At 71.5% G+C, this 12,273-nt stretch carries 14 protein-coding genes and 1 tRNA gene; 9 read left to right on the forward strand and 6 right to left on the reverse strand.

The window, feature by feature from the left end; all coding sequences use genetic code 11:
* Positions 1-35: 35 nt before the first annotated feature.
* The 4 genes from B0I28_RS12690 to B0I28_RS12705 are packed head-to-tail and all read right to left on the reverse strand — an operon-like array spanning position 36 to position 2,249.
* A complete protein-coding gene (locus B0I28_RS12690) occupies positions 36-590 on the reverse strand; it encodes a DUF3180 domain-containing protein (RefSeq protein ID WP_106364192.1) in 555 nt (184 codons plus the stop codon).
* Entirely contained in the window at positions 583-1,104 is a 522-nt protein-coding gene (gene folK / locus B0I28_RS12695) for a 2-amino-4-hydroxy-6-hydroxymethyldihydropteridine diphosphokinase (RefSeq protein ID WP_106364193.1), read from the reverse strand. Before folK ends, B0I28_RS12690 begins: the two co-directional genes overlap by 8 nt.
* The gene (gene folB, locus B0I28_RS12700; protein ID WP_106364194.1) at positions 1,101-1,466 is read right to left on the reverse strand and encodes a dihydroneopterin aldolase; all 366 of its coding nucleotides are present in this window, start codon (positions 1,464-1,466) and stop codon (positions 1,101-1,103) included. Before folB ends, folK begins: the two co-directional genes overlap by 4 nt.
* Before the next feature lie 57 nt (positions 1,467-1,523).
* Positions 1,524-2,249, reverse strand: coding sequence for a hypothetical protein (locus B0I28_RS12705; RefSeq protein ID WP_106364195.1), 726 nt, complete (start codon positions 2,247-2,249; stop codon positions 1,524-1,526).
* A gap of 69 nt (positions 2,250-2,318) precedes the next feature.
* Between B0I28_RS12705 and B0I28_RS12710 the strand changes: the two genes are divergently transcribed.
* The 4 genes from B0I28_RS12710 to B0I28_RS12725 all read left to right on the forward strand — a co-directional run bounded on the left by B0I28_RS12710 (position 2,319) and on the right by B0I28_RS12725 (position 6,358).
* Positions 2,319-4,076: a glycerol-3-phosphate dehydrogenase/oxidase gene (locus tag B0I28_RS12710; protein ID WP_106364196.1), complete on the forward strand. Its 1,758-nt coding sequence runs from the start codon at positions 2,319-2,321 to the stop codon at positions 4,074-4,076.
* A gap of 14 nt (positions 4,077-4,090) precedes the next feature.
* Positions 4,091-4,166, forward strand: a tRNA-Arg gene (locus B0I28_RS12715).
* Between the two features lie 209 nt (positions 4,167-4,375).
* The gene (locus B0I28_RS12720; RefSeq protein ID WP_106364197.1) at positions 4,376-5,092 is read left to right on the forward strand and encodes a glycoside hydrolase family 11 protein; all 717 of its coding nucleotides are present in this window, start codon (positions 4,376-4,378) and stop codon (positions 5,090-5,092) included.
* Between the two features lie 93 nt (positions 5,093-5,185).
* The gene (locus B0I28_RS12725) at positions 5,186-6,358 is read left to right on the forward strand and encodes a carboxypeptidase-like regulatory domain-containing protein (protein ID WP_106364198.1); all 1,173 of its coding nucleotides are present in this window, start codon (positions 5,186-5,188) and stop codon (positions 6,356-6,358) included.
* A 57-nt stretch (positions 6,359-6,415) separates the two neighbouring features.
* Here the strand turns inward: B0I28_RS12725 and B0I28_RS12730 are convergent, their stop codons facing one another.
* Complete coding sequence (locus B0I28_RS12730) at positions 6,416-7,111, reverse strand: NUDIX hydrolase (RefSeq protein WP_106364199.1); 696 nt, start codon at positions 7,109-7,111, stop codon at positions 6,416-6,418.
* Between the two features lie 150 nt (positions 7,112-7,261).
* On the opposite strand from B0I28_RS12730, the gene B0I28_RS12735 reads away from it, so the two are divergent.
* Genes B0I28_RS12735 through B0I28_RS12745 form a run of 3 tightly spaced genes read left to right on the forward strand, consistent with a single transcriptional unit; the run spans position 7,262 to position 10,025 of the window.
* Positions 7,262-8,197, forward strand: coding sequence for a 5'-methylthioadenosine/S-adenosylhomocysteine nucleosidase family protein (locus B0I28_RS12735; RefSeq protein WP_106364200.1), 936 nt, complete (start codon positions 7,262-7,264; stop codon positions 8,195-8,197).
* Positions 8,194-9,822 (forward strand): hypothetical protein, encoded by a 1,629-nt coding sequence (locus B0I28_RS12740; protein ID WP_106364201.1) that lies wholly within the window; start codon positions 8,194-8,196, stop codon positions 9,820-9,822. The genes B0I28_RS12735 and B0I28_RS12740 overlap by 4 nt, the downstream gene beginning before the upstream one ends.
* Entirely contained in the window at positions 9,819-10,025 is a 207-nt protein-coding gene (locus B0I28_RS12745; RefSeq protein WP_106364202.1) for a hypothetical protein, read from the forward strand. Before B0I28_RS12740 ends, B0I28_RS12745 begins: the two co-directional genes overlap by 4 nt.
* A gap of 128 nt (positions 10,026-10,153) precedes the next feature.
* Here B0I28_RS12745 and B0I28_RS12750 read toward each other — a convergent pair whose 3' ends face one another.
* Positions 10,154-10,483: a hypothetical protein gene (locus tag B0I28_RS12750; protein ID WP_146148076.1), complete on the reverse strand. Its 330-nt coding sequence runs from the start codon at positions 10,481-10,483 to the stop codon at positions 10,154-10,156.
* Positions 10,484-10,991: 508 nt separating this feature from the next.
* On the opposite strand from B0I28_RS12750, the gene B0I28_RS12755 reads away from it, so the two are divergent.
* Entirely contained in the window at positions 10,992-11,234 is a 243-nt protein-coding gene (locus B0I28_RS12755; RefSeq protein WP_106364204.1) for a DUF397 domain-containing protein, read from the forward strand.
* Positions 11,235-11,351: 117 nt separating this feature from the next.
* Entirely contained in the window at positions 11,352-12,227 is an 876-nt protein-coding gene (locus B0I28_RS12760) for a helix-turn-helix domain-containing protein (RefSeq protein WP_245888961.1), read from the forward strand.
* Positions 12,228-12,273: the final 46 nt, after the last annotated feature.

Below are 12,273 nucleotides of genomic sequence, written 5' to 3' on the forward strand. Positions count from 1 at the left end.
GGGATGGGTCCAGCATCGGGTCGAAGGGGGACGGGTCAGGGTCGGTCGCGGCGGTCCTCGTCGCGGTCCTGCGGGGGGATGCGGCAGGAGTGCTCCAGCCAGACGGCGGCGGCGGTGAGGAGCGCGCACGCGACGGTGCCGAGCACCGCCATGGGAAGGTCGTCCGCGGCGGCGGTGAGGCGTCCTGCCTGGACCGCCAGCCACACCGTGAACCCCAGGTACGCGCCGAAGAACGCGGCCCCGGCGATCGAGGCGGCCTTGCCGAGCACGGCGAAGCGGGCGATCTGGAGCGCGTGCTCCGGACCGTCGAGCCGCCCGGCGCCTGATGGCGCCTTCCCGTCGAGCGAAGCCTCCTGGAGCCGCTTCCCGCTGGGACGCAGCGCCTTCCGGGTGGTCCACGCCAGCCACGCGACGAGCGCGGCCAGAGCGAGGATCACCGCGGAGTTGTACCAGTTCAGGTCGGGGGCCTGCTGGTAGTAGCGGGCGACGAGGAGCAGGGTCAGGGCCGCCCCGACCAGGGCCGCCACCGCGATGGTGGACGCCGCCGTCGGCCTGAGGCTCGGCTGCGGACCGTGCTTCCCGTCACTCATGATGCTTCGACCATATCGGGTGGAGACGGCGCAGTGCGCGCGCGTCCGCCGCGACGGTGGCGTCCCGTAGCAGGTCCCTCACCCGGCCCTTCCCGGGCAGCTCCGCGTCCCGGTCCACCGCGAACCACGGGACCAGCACGAACGCCCGCAGGTGCGCGAGCGGGTGCGGCAGCCGGAGGCGCGGCTCCTCCGAGTGGACGGCGCCCGATTCGTCCCATACGGCGACGAGGTCGACGTCGAGGGTCCGGGGCCCGTAGGGCCGCTCGGGGTCGCGGACGCGCCCCGCTTCGGCTTCGAGGCGCTGGCCGAGTTCGAGCCAGTCGTGCGCGCTGCGCGCAGGGTCCTCGGCGATGACGGCGATGTTGTAGTACGCGGGCTGCTCGTCGTCGCCGCCCCACGGGGGCGTCTCGTAGACGTCGGAGACCGCGGTCGGTTCCACGGCGGCGATGGCGGACCGCAGCGCGGCCTCGCGGTCGCCCAGGTTGGAGCCCATGCTGAAGACGACCCTGCTCATGGCGCGCTCCGCTCGATGGTGACGGCGACGTCGGCGAACTGCTGCGCGATCGGCGCCTGGGGCTTGTGGACGGTCACTCTGGCGGAGCTGACGCCGTCGAGGGCGGTGCAGGCGTCCGCGAGCCGCTCGGCGAGCGTCTCGATGAGGTTGACGGGCTCGCCCGCGACGATGGCGGCGAGCGCGTCGGCGAGGGCGCCGTAGTCGACGGTGTGCTTGAGGTCGTCGGTGGCCGCGGCCGCGGCGGTGGAGGTGCGGAGGGCGACGTCGATGACGAAGTCCTGCCCGGCGTCCCGCTCGAAGTCGAAGACGCCGTGGCGCCCGTGGACGCGCAGGCCGGTCAGGGTGATCAGGTCGGTTTCCACGCGCCCGAGCCTACTCGACACACCCGTGGAGTCGAGGAAGGACGATCGGAGGCCCGGTCAGGGGCCCTCTGCGGGCGCGGCGGCGGCCTCCACGGCGGTTTCCGCGGCCTCGGCGGGGGCGCGCTGGGCGGGGACCCCGGCGCGCGCGTCCCGGGCGGCCCGGCGGGCGGCGGTGCGCGAGCGCACGAAGTACCAGGTGGCGACCGCGAGGACGGCGCCCGCGAGGAGGATCGGCAGGAGCCGCAGGTTCGCGTCGAACCAGTGCAGGAGCTCCCGGTACTCAGCGTCGGGGTCGAACAGGAGCACCGCGGCGATCCCCGCGGCGACCACGCCCGCGCCGGTGAACAGGCCCGAGCGCCACCACAGGCCGAGGCTGAGGCGGCGGGCGAGGATGCCCGCGGCGTCGAAGATCCGCTTGGCGCGCAGGGCCCGGATGGTGCCGACAAGGTAGGCGAGGCGCAGCACCTGGGCGCCGCCCGCGGCGAGCACGAGGCTCGCGACGGTGAGCAGGCAGACCAGGAGCATCCACTTGTGGCGCCACAGCCACTCGCGCTTGTGCTCGGCCGCGAGGAGCAGCACCACCGACTCGAACCACAGCACCGCCCCGGCGGCCCAGCCGATCGCCTTGCCCGCCAAGGCGAAGCCGCCGTCGGTCCAGACGGTGAGGAACACCGCGGGGATGGAGGCGCACACCGCGACGAGGACCGGGACCTTCAGTTTGTACTGGACGAACCGGGCGAAGACGGTGAGCTTGTCTGGGCGCGCAGGGGCATTCGTGCTCACCCTTCCAATTTACGCGTCTCGTGCGCGGAGACGGGTGTCAGCCCAGCTCGCTGCACGTATCGTGAACGAATGCGCACGCCCGTGTCCTGGTCCCGATCGCAGGCCGGCCGCCTCTCCCCCGAGCGGCGGCGCGCCGACCTGGAGCGGCTCGCCTCCGAACCGTTCGATGTGGTCGTCGTGGGCGGCGGCGCCACGGGCGCGGGCGCGGCGGTCGACGCGGCCTCGCGGGGCCTGCGGACCGCGCTGGTGGAGGCGCGGGACTTCGCGTCGGGCACGTCGTCGCGGTCCAGCAAGCTCGTCCACGGCGGCCTGCGGTACCTGGAGCAGCTGGAGCTGGGCCTGGTCCACGAGGCGCTCACCGAGCGGGGGCTCCTCGCCGGGACGATCGCGCCGCACCTGGTGCGTCCCGTGCCGTTCCTCTTGCCGCTCAAGGGGATCTGGGACCGGGCGTACTACGGTGCGGGCGTCGCGGCCTACGACGTGCTCGCGACGGCGCTCGGTGCGGGCCGCGGGCGCGGGGGCCTGCCGTGGCACCGGCACCTCTCGCGCGAGGGCGCGCTGCACGCGTTCCCCGACCTGGACCCGGAGATCCGCGGCGCGATCCGGTACTACGACGCGCAGGTGGACGACGCGCGCCTGGTGGTGGCGCTCGCGCGCACGGCCGCGTCGCTCGGCGCGGCCGTCGTGCCGTCGGCGCAGGCGGTCGGCTTCGGGCGGCAGGACGGGCGGATCACCGGCGTCGAGGTGCTCGACGTCGAGACGGGCACGCGGCGGTTCGTCAAGGCGCGCACCGTGGTCTGCGCGGCGGGCGTGTGGAGCGACGAGCTCGCGCGGACGCTCCCGGAGCGGCCGGGCCTGGCGGTGCAGGCGTCCAAAGGAGTGCACCTGGTGCTCCCGGGCTCGGCGATCGAGGGGTCGGCGGGGATCATCTCGCGCACGAGGTGGAGCGTCCTGTTCATCATCCCGTGGGACGGGCACTGGCTCATCGGCACCACCGATACGGAGTGGGAGCTCGACCCGGCGCATCCGGCAGCGTCGGCGAGCGATGTCGCGTACCTGCTCCAGCAGGCCAGCGAGGTCCTCGGCCGCAGACTCGACGTGGCGCAGGTCGAAGGCGTGTACGCGGGGCTGCGGCCGCTGCTGCGCGGCGAGACCGAGGAGACCTCGAAGCTCAGCCGCGAGCACGCCGTGGTCGAGCCGGAGCCGGGGCTGTTCTTCGTGGCGGGCGGGAAGCTCACCACGTACCGGATCATGGCGAAGGACGCGATCGACGCCGCGGCGGTGAGCCTCGGCCCGGAGGTGCCGCCGAGCGGCACGCGGCGGCTCCCGCTGCTGGGCGCCGACGGCTTCGCGGCCTACTGGGAGGCGCGCGAGCGGATCGCGGCGCGCAGCGGGCTCGGCGTCCCCGTGGTCGAGCACCTGCTGCGCCGCTACGGGAACCTCGCGCCGCAGCTGCTGCGCATGGTCGCCGACCAGCCGCAGCTGGGCCGCCCGCTCGCCCGCGGCGAGCACTACCTGCGCGCCGAGGTCGTCTACGCGGCCCGCGCCGAGGGCGCGCTCCACCTCGACGACGTCCTGACCCGGCGGCTGCGCCTGTCGATCGAGACCTTCGACCGCGGCACGCGCGCCGCCGAGGACGCCGCATCCCTCGCGGGCGCGGTGCTCGGCTGGGACGAGGCCCGGCAGGCCCTCGAAGTCGAGACGTACGTCCACCGCGTCGGCGCCGAGCGCCGCTCCCAGCAGCAGCCCGACGACGACGCCGCCGAGACCGCCAGGCTCGCCGCGGTCGACCTGCGCCGCCTCGCCCGCCTCCGGCCGATCGGCTAGACTCGGCATCCGTCGCCCCAGTAGCTCAGGGGATAGAGCGTCGGTTTCCTAAACCGTGCGTCGCAGGTTCGAATCCTGCCTGGGGCACCATCCCACTCCGGCGACAGCCGCTTCCGAAACTCTCGGAAATCCTCCTTGCCGCAATCTCCGCAATCCAGGTAGTCCTTCGGCGCGCATTCACCCATAGCCTGGGGTGATGAGTCCGAGAAAATTCCGGAAGTTCTCCGAAAGTCATTGACGCACAGAAGGGGCGTACGGATACTTATCGCATCGAAATTCATCGATCGATTGGAGGACGCATGGCTGACAAGCGCCCGACAGGGGACCGTTCCCCGTCCGACGCGCGCCGCGGCCCGTTCAGCCGCCGGGGGCTCCTGTTCGGCGGGGCAGGGGCGCTCGCGCTCGGCGGATCGAGCCTGCTGCTGCCGAGCGCGGCGAACGCGCAGACCGTGATCACCACCAACCAGACCGGGAGCCAGGGCGGGTACTACTACTCGTTCTGGACCGACTCGCAGGGCACCGTCTCGATGACCCTCGGCTCGGGCGGGAACTATACGGTGAACTGGGGCAACACCGGGAACTTCGTGTGCGGCAAGGGCTGGAGCAACGGCAGCCGCCGCACGGTGAACTGGTCGGGGAACTTCTCGCTCTCGGGTAACGGGTACCTGTGCCTGTACGGGTGGACGTCGAACCCGCTGGTCGAGTACTACATCGTCGACAGCTGGGGCACCTACCGCCCCACCGGGACCCACAAGGGCACCGTGTCGAGCAACGGCGGGACCTACGACATCTACCAGACGATGCGGTACAACGCGCCGTCCGTGGAGGGCACGAAGACGTTCCCGCAGTTCTGGAGCGTGCGCCAGTCGAAGAGCACCGGCGGGGCGATCACCACCGGGAACCACTTCGACGCGTGGGCGGGCAAGGGGATGCAGCTCGGCTCGTTCAACTACTACATGATCCTCGCGACCGAGGGCTACCAGTCCAGCGGCTACTCCAACATCTGGATGAGCTGACCGGCCGGGGTGCGGCGACCGGACGCCGCACCCCCGTGTGACTTCCGCGTGTCGCGCAATGCTTCTTCCGACCTGGTTTGCAACGATCGTTCCATGTGGAAGCAACGTTCACAATGGATCAGGACGGGCACCGTCGCCGCCGCAGCCGCCGCCGCGGTGCTCCTCCCGTCGGCGGCCCTCGCCGCCGAGTACGCCGCCTGGTCGGGCGGCTCCGGGTCGTTCCAGATGTCGAGCCCCGCGACCGGGTTCCCCGGCGCGGGCCTGACCACCGACGGGTCCCCGGTCACGACCCCGTCGGGGAAGTCGATCTGGATGGGCGAGGACACCCCCTTCGGCGCCGCGTTCGGCTCGTCCCAGAACAAGGGCTACATCGGCATCGGCACCACCGGCGGGAACCTGCCGTCCACGACCACCGTCGTGTTCGACTCGCCGACCCCCGACGCGAACTGGGGCTTCGCCTTGGGCGACATCGACGTCGACATGGTGCGGATCTCCGGCACCGACGCCGACGGCAACCCCCTCACCGCCGCCGACCTGGGCTACCAGAGCTCCTTCAACCTCTGCCAGAACTCCCCGCGCCCCGCCGGGTGCAAGTCCGCGGCCACCGACCAGCCCACCTGGGACGCGGCCACGATGACGCTGACGGGCACCAACTCCGGCGACACGGTCGGCGCGACCGGCTGGTTCCGGCCCGCCGCCTCCATCGCCTCGCTGACGTTCACCTTCACCGACTTCACCGGCATCCCGATGTTCCAGTTCTGGCTCGCCGCCGACGCCTACGAGGTCGTCGTCGAGACCGAGCCGATCGAGATCGTGCCCGGGGCCGTCGGCGGCGACGTCGGCTTCTGCGAGGACATGGCCGGCAACGTGGTCCTCGAACTCCTCGACGCGAACGGCGATCCCGTCCTCGCCGACGGCGAACCGGTGACCGCGCCCCTCGACGACGAGGGCGACTTCCACTTCCCGGCGGTCTTCCCCGGCGAGTACCAGGTCCGCGTCTCCGGCGGCGGCTACCCGGTCGACGGCCCCGCCGTCCAGTCCGTCGACGTCGCCGACGGCGACGTCTCAGGCCTGTCCTTCAGTCTCGAATGCGTCCCCGAACCCCCCGCCGCCTCGCCCGCGGGCAACGACACGTCCGACGGCGACGCGGCCGACGACGCCCGCCCGGCCCTCCCCGTCACCGGCCCGGGAGCAGGCCTCTGGATCGCCGCCCTCCTCGCCATGGCCGGAGGGACCATCGCCGTCCGCAGATCCCGCAACCTCTAGCACCACAACGAGAACGGGCGGGGCCGCGCAGGTCCCGCCCGTTCTCCGCGCCTCGGACTACGCGCTGACCTCGGGCCGCGGGATCGACGGCGGCAGCCACCTCCGCGCCCCGGCCCGGTACAGCGCGGCCGGGCGGCCGCCGTCGCGCGTGGTCGTCTCGCCGGTCGGCTCGATGAAGCCGTCGATCCGCGTGACCTTCCGGTGGAAGTTGCCCGGGTCGAGCTTCCCGCCCCAGACCGCCTCGTAGACGCGCCGCAGCTCCGAGATCGTGAACTCCTTGCGGCAGAAGGAGACGGCCGCGGTCGACTGGTTGAGGCTCTGGCGCGCCTTCTCGACGGCGTCCTGGAGGATCAGCTTGTGGTCGAACGCGAGGGGCTCCTTGAGCGCCTGGTCGACCGGGAGCCACTCGGTGGCCGCCGCATCGCCGCCCGCCTTGGCGACCGGCGGGTCGGGGATCATCGCGACCCATGCCCCGGACGCGATCTGGCCGCGCGGATCGCGTTCCGGATCGGTGTAGACGCCCACCAGTTCGAGGTGCGGGGTCATCCCGTCGAGCGAGGTCTCCTCTTCGAGCTCGCGGATGGCGGTCTGCCACAGGTTCTCGTCGGCCTCCATGTAGCCGCCGGGAATCGCGAGCATGCCCTCGAACGGCGCCTTGCCGCGCCGGATCAGCAGGACCTCCAGGCGGTCCTCGCGGACGGTCAGGATGACCACGTCCGCGGTGAGCTGGACGAGCGGGCTCCGGTCACGCATCGGACTCCCCCTTCTTGACGACTTGACAATAATTCATGTTCGTGCCTAGGATCGTAGCAGTCAATTGTCCAATAAACAATATTGGTCCTCACCTCGGCTTCCTCGGTCCCCGCAGGCCGATCACGGACCCCGCACCCCACGGAGCACCGCATGACCACCCATCCCACCGCCGTCATCTGCACCCCGCTCGAACTCGAATACCGCGCCGTCCGCGGCCTGATCGGCGGCACCGCGACCGAGGAGCACCGCCGCGACTCGGTCTACGAGCGGTTCGACTACCGCGGCCGCAAGGCGGACTGGCGCCTCGTCCTGGCGCTCACCGGCAGGGGCAACACCGAGACCTCGGCGGCGGTCGAACGCGCCCTCGCCGCCTGGGAGCCCCAGGTCCTCCTGCTGGTGGGTGTGGGCGGCGGACTTCGCCGCTCCGCGGTCGGCGACGTCGTCGCCGCGACCAAGGTCTACGGGTACGAAGGCGGCCAGGACACCGACCTGGAGTACCTCCCGCGGATCGACTCCCTCCCGACCTCCGCGATCCTCGACGAGCAGGCGAAGCGGGTGAGCCTCGAAGGCACCTGGATCTGGCGGGCCGAGCCCGAAGCCGACACCGCCCCGGAGGTCCACCACCGGCCGATCGCCTCCGGCGGCAAGGTCGTCACCGGGAGCGCCTCCGACACCGCGGAGCTCATCCGGAAGCACTTCAGCGACGCCACCGCGATCGACATGGAGGGCTTCGGCGCCATGGCCGCGGCCCGCCAGGTCCGGGGCGTCGAGGCGACCGTGATCCGCGGCGTCTCGGACCGCTTGGACGACAAGGACAAGGAGACCGACAAGCGGACCCAGCCGATGGCGGCCCGGCGCGCCGCCGCGTTCGCCCTCGCGCTCATCGACCGGTACGACCCGGACCCCGTCGAACCCGCTCCCGCGCCGACGCCGCCGTCCTCGAAGTACCACTTCGAACCGCAGCCCGGATCGAACACCACCATCGGCTACATGGGCGACGGGGGCAATGCCACCTTCGGCGCGATCGGCACCAACGCCACGGGCCACATCCACCACCACTACCGCGACGAGGAGGAGGACCGGTGACCGCCACCGCCGTCGCGCCGCCGAGGCCGGCCGCGCGGCAGGACGAGCCGCGGCCGCAGTTCCGCGGCGACGCCACCGCCCACATGAGCGCGGGCGCCTACCTCGACTACCGGTTCCGCGAGGCGGTCGTGGAGCACGTCTACTCGCGGCGCGACCTCGCGGTCGCCCCGAGCCCCGGCTGCGATCCGGTCCCCGTGCTGCTGCACGCCCGCCGCGCCCGCGCGATCGACCTCGCCGAGGACCTGGCGACGGTGGCGGCGCTCGCCGCCTGCATCGCGGTCCCGGGCCCGGACCGGTTCCTGCTCCTGGCGTGCCTGGCGGCCTGGGCCGTGCCCGCGGTGAAGCTCCACGGCGTCGGCTCCTCGCTGCGGGTCTCGTCGATGCGCCGCCGCCCCAGGCTCGACCGCCTCCTGATCCGGATCGAGGAGCGGATCAAGGGCGGCCACATCGGCGGCGCGGTCGTCGCCTTGACGGTGCTCGTCTGGATCGACGTGGTCTCCGGCGGCGTTCCGGTCTGGGCGGTGCTCGTGGGACTCGTCCTGTGCCGCAGCGCCTTCGAGTGGATCAGGCTCCGCTGCCTGGTCACGGTGCCGGTCCGGACGCCGTCGCCGCGGCGCCGGAACGGGCGGATCGGCCGCATCGGCGCCGCGGAGCGGTCCGGCCCGGTGGTCTGCCCGCGGAAGTACCGCCGGGACTACCCCGGGTTCGGCTTCAGGCTGTCGCAGGACCTGTTCTCACTGTCGCTGTCGCAGACCGCGGAGCAGGCCGAACGGGGCGAGATGCAGCCGTTCACCGTTGACGAGCTGCACGGCCACCTCCGCGCGTCGGTCGAGAAGCAGACCGCGGCGTCGCCGTCCGCATCGGCGCTGCCCGACCTGGAGATCACGGAGCAGTGCTTCGTGTCCGACTTCCACGTCGGCGGCCCGCAGGCCGACGCGGCGTCCCTGGACGGCGTGGTCCGCAGGGAGCTGCGGTTCCAGGTGTCGACCGCGGAAGGAGGATCGGTCACCAACTTCTTCACGCGCTTCACGCTCGAAGGCGGGTCGCTGTCGATGTGGTTCTCCCCCTGCGTCATCCCCGACACGTGGCCCGGGTACCACCTGTACCGCAACGGGCCGATCCGGTGGCGGAGCGCGGCGCTGTGGTGCACGGTCCCGGTCGCGGCGTCGCTCCCGGTGGAGCTGCTGCTGAGCCCGAGCGACCTGCTCATGCGCGCGGGCCGCGGCATCCGGAACACGGTCCGGGGCCGCCCGGAGCTGACCGGGTGGCAGCCGCCGGACCGCGGCGCGCAGTACGGGGTCAGGGAGCTCAGCGTCAACCCCGACGCCGAGTACCTCGACCTGACGAAGCCGCTCGTGTACATCCGCATCCTCCGCCGCAGGGTCCTCACCGCGGTGGTGGAGTTCCTGAAGGAGCGCAACATCGACGCGAGCTCGCTGGAGGAGCAGATCGCGGCGGTCGTCAACTACAACGTGGTCAACAACGGCGAGATGAACACCGGCGTCCTCGGGCCCGGCCACGTCAGCGTGACGGCGATGGGCTCGAACGCCTCCGTCGTCCAGCACCAGCACCAGGCCGGGCAGCAGCCGCAGCAGCAGCAGGGCGGCGAGAAGGGAGCGACATGAGCGAGGAGCACGCGGCCGTCCTCTTCGGGGGCGCGCGGATCGGCAGCGTCCACATCGGCGTCGTCGGGGACGGCGCGACCGTGACGATCGGGGCGATGGGCGAAGGCGCCCGCGCGTACTTCGGCCGCGCCGAGGACCTCGGGCCCGGCGGCGGCCGGCACCGCAGGGGCGAGGCGGACCCGGCCTCCGGGCGCGGCCGCTGAGTCCGGGCAGCGAGAACGGGCGGGGCCTCTGGGGTCCCGCCCGTTGTTTCAGTGTGTCAGCACTGTTCGCGATGTGTTCTGGTCTTGGTGAAGAGCTCGGGGAGGCCCCCACCGGCCTCCCCGAAGCCCTATCCCACCAAATAGAGAAAGGTCTCGGGGGCGCGCTGCGATAAGCGGAAGCGCGCCGTGTAGATGTCGCCGTCGCGGATCCAGGCGAGCTGGAGCGAGGCGAACATGTCGTCGACGATGTCCTCGTCGGGGAGCCCGTAGTGCTCGCCGAGGCTGCGCCCGCGGTAGTGCCACAGGAGTCCTGCCTGGACCTGGGCGGCGTCCGCGGTGTGCTTGCCGCAGGAGCGGGCGCAGCGGTAGAGCACGGCGCCGCTGCGGTCGTACTCGATCGCCATCACCTGCTGGCACATCGAGCTCCGCAGCTTGCCTGCCGCGGCTGCCTGTAGCAACGTCTGCGCCTCAAGACGTTCCATATGGCACCCAACCCCTCTCCGGGCGACGATCGGGCCTCGCCGGAGCGGGGGCCCGGCCAAGCTCTGCACTGGCACTTGTCCGGTTATGAGATGCGGGACGCCCGTTCGCGACGGCGGTTGCCGGTCCGAAGACCCGGAGGTTTCGGCCCGTTCCGCCCGTCGCTGCCCGAAGCGTCGGTTAGCGGCATTTGAGTCCGTGACAACGGTCGCATACCTTCTACGGCCGTGTCTATGTGCATTGTCACATTCATCGTAACATGCATCGACACCGGGCAGATGCACGTGCATTTGCGCGTCCATCCTCCCGTGCAGTCACGGAGTGTAATGTGCGACACTTGATCCGATCGACTACGGGGATGTCGGAATCGTCCGCCTGGGCGGCCGTCTGGTATGCCCGCGGCACCCGGTTCCACGCCTCCGGCGGTCGATCGAATTGAAAAGAGAATCCGGTCGGACGTACCGGCCACTGGTGGAAGGAATCTCTATGGACAAGGCACGCAACGGAATCCCGGCTGGGGAGCTCCCCTCGTCGCTGACATGGCGCAAGAGCAGCCGTTCCGGCCCGAACGGCGGCAACTGCGTCGAGCTGGCCGAACTCCCGCAGGGTGACATCGCCGTGCGCAACTCACGCTTCCCCGAGGGTCCCGCCCTCGTCTACACGGTCGCCGAGATCCGGGCCCTCGTCGAAGGCGCCAAGGACGGCGAGTTCGACGACCTGATCGCATAAGGATCGAGAGACGGAAGCCCAAGGGCTGCACACTCACCCTGGCAGGACCGGCCCGACGGGCTACCCTGTCAGGGTGGGTCCGTTTCCGGCCGATCACCGCGAGAGGAGGTGGCCGACATGGCCAAGGAAGAGACGCCGACCGGCGCCACCGCCCTGCGGATGATGATCGGCGGGCAGCTCCGGCGCCTCCGCGAGGCCGCGGACATCACCCGCAAGGACGCCGGGTTCGAGATCCGCGGCTCCGAGTCGAAGATCAGCCGCATGGAGCTGGGACGGGTCTCGTTCCGGCTCAGGGACATCGAAGACCTGCTGGTCATGTACGGGATCACCGACCAGGCCGAGATCGAGCGCATGGTCAACCTCTGCCGCGAGGCCAACCGGCCGAGCTGGTGGCACCCGTACGGCGAGTCGCTGCCCGACTGGTTCTCGACCTATCTGGACCTGGAGAGCGCCGCCTCCACGATCCGCTCCTACGAGGTCCAGCTCGTCCCGGGCCTGCTCCAGTCCCGCGAGTACGCCCGCTCGCTGCTCATGCTCGGCTACGGGCACACGCCGCTGCGCGAGATCGACAACCGGATCGAGCTGCGCATGGCGCGGCAGAAGGTCCTCGACCGCGAGACCGATCCGGCCACACTGTGGACCGTCATCGACGAGGCCGCGCTGCACCGGCCCTTCGGCGGCTACGGCGTCATGCGCGAGCAGCTCGTCGCCCTCGCCGAGGCCTGCGACCGCCCCAACGTGCGGATCCAGATCGTGCGCTTCGACAGCGGCGCCCACTCCGGTGCCGGCGCGCCGTTCACCTGGCTGCGCTTCGCGTACCCGGAGCTCGACGACGTCATCTACATGGAGCACCTCACCGGCGGCCTGTACCTCGACCGCGACGCCGACGTGGACGCCTACCAGGCGGCGATGGAGCACCTGTGCGTCCAGGCGGCCCAACCGCGCGACACGCAGGACATCATCCACGAGATCATCCGCGACCACTACTCCTAGTGACCGCCCTCCGGGCGTGGACGTTTCCGTCCGTCCGAAGGAAGTT

The organism is Glycomyces artemisiae, assembly GCF_003002955.1.
Lineage (GTDB): Bacteria > Actinomycetota > Actinomycetes > Mycobacteriales > Micromonosporaceae > Glycomyces > Glycomyces artemisiae.

Bases quoted from the DNA above. Each gene is read 5' to 3' on its own strand.
- B0I28_RS12725 (WP_106364198.1), top strand. From the start codon at position 5,186: ATGTGGAAGCAACGTTCACAATGGATCAGGACGGGCACCGTCGCCGCC.
- folK (WP_106364193.1), bottom strand. From the start codon at position 1,104: ATGAGCAGGGTCGTCTTCAGCATGGGCTCCAACCTGGGCGACCGCGAG.
- B0I28_RS12720 (WP_106364197.1), top strand. From the start codon at position 4,376: ATGGCTGACAAGCGCCCGACAGGGGACCGTTCCCCGTCCGACGCGCGC.
- B0I28_RS12710 (WP_106364196.1), top strand. From the start codon at position 2,319: ATGCGCACGCCCGTGTCCTGGTCCCGATCGCAGGCCGGCCGCCTCTCC.
- B0I28_RS12760 (WP_245888961.1), top strand. From the start codon at position 11,352: ATGGCCAAGGAAGAGACGCCGACCGGCGCCACCGCCCTGCGGATGATG.
- B0I28_RS12730 (WP_106364199.1), bottom strand. From the start codon at position 7,111: ATGCGTGACCGGAGCCCGCTCGTCCAGCTCACCGCGGACGTGGTCATC.
- B0I28_RS12755 (WP_106364204.1), top strand. From the start codon at position 10,992: ATGGACAAGGCACGCAACGGAATCCCGGCTGGGGAGCTCCCCTCGTCG.
- B0I28_RS12690 (WP_106364192.1), bottom strand. From the start codon at position 590: ATGAGTGACGGGAAGCACGGTCCGCAGCCGAGCCTCAGGCCGACGGCG.
- B0I28_RS12735 (WP_106364200.1), top strand. From the start codon at position 7,262: ATGACCACCCATCCCACCGCCGTCATCTGCACCCCGCTCGAACTCGAA.
- B0I28_RS12745 (WP_106364202.1), top strand. From the start codon at position 9,819: ATGAGCGAGGAGCACGCGGCCGTCCTCTTCGGGGGCGCGCGGATCGGC.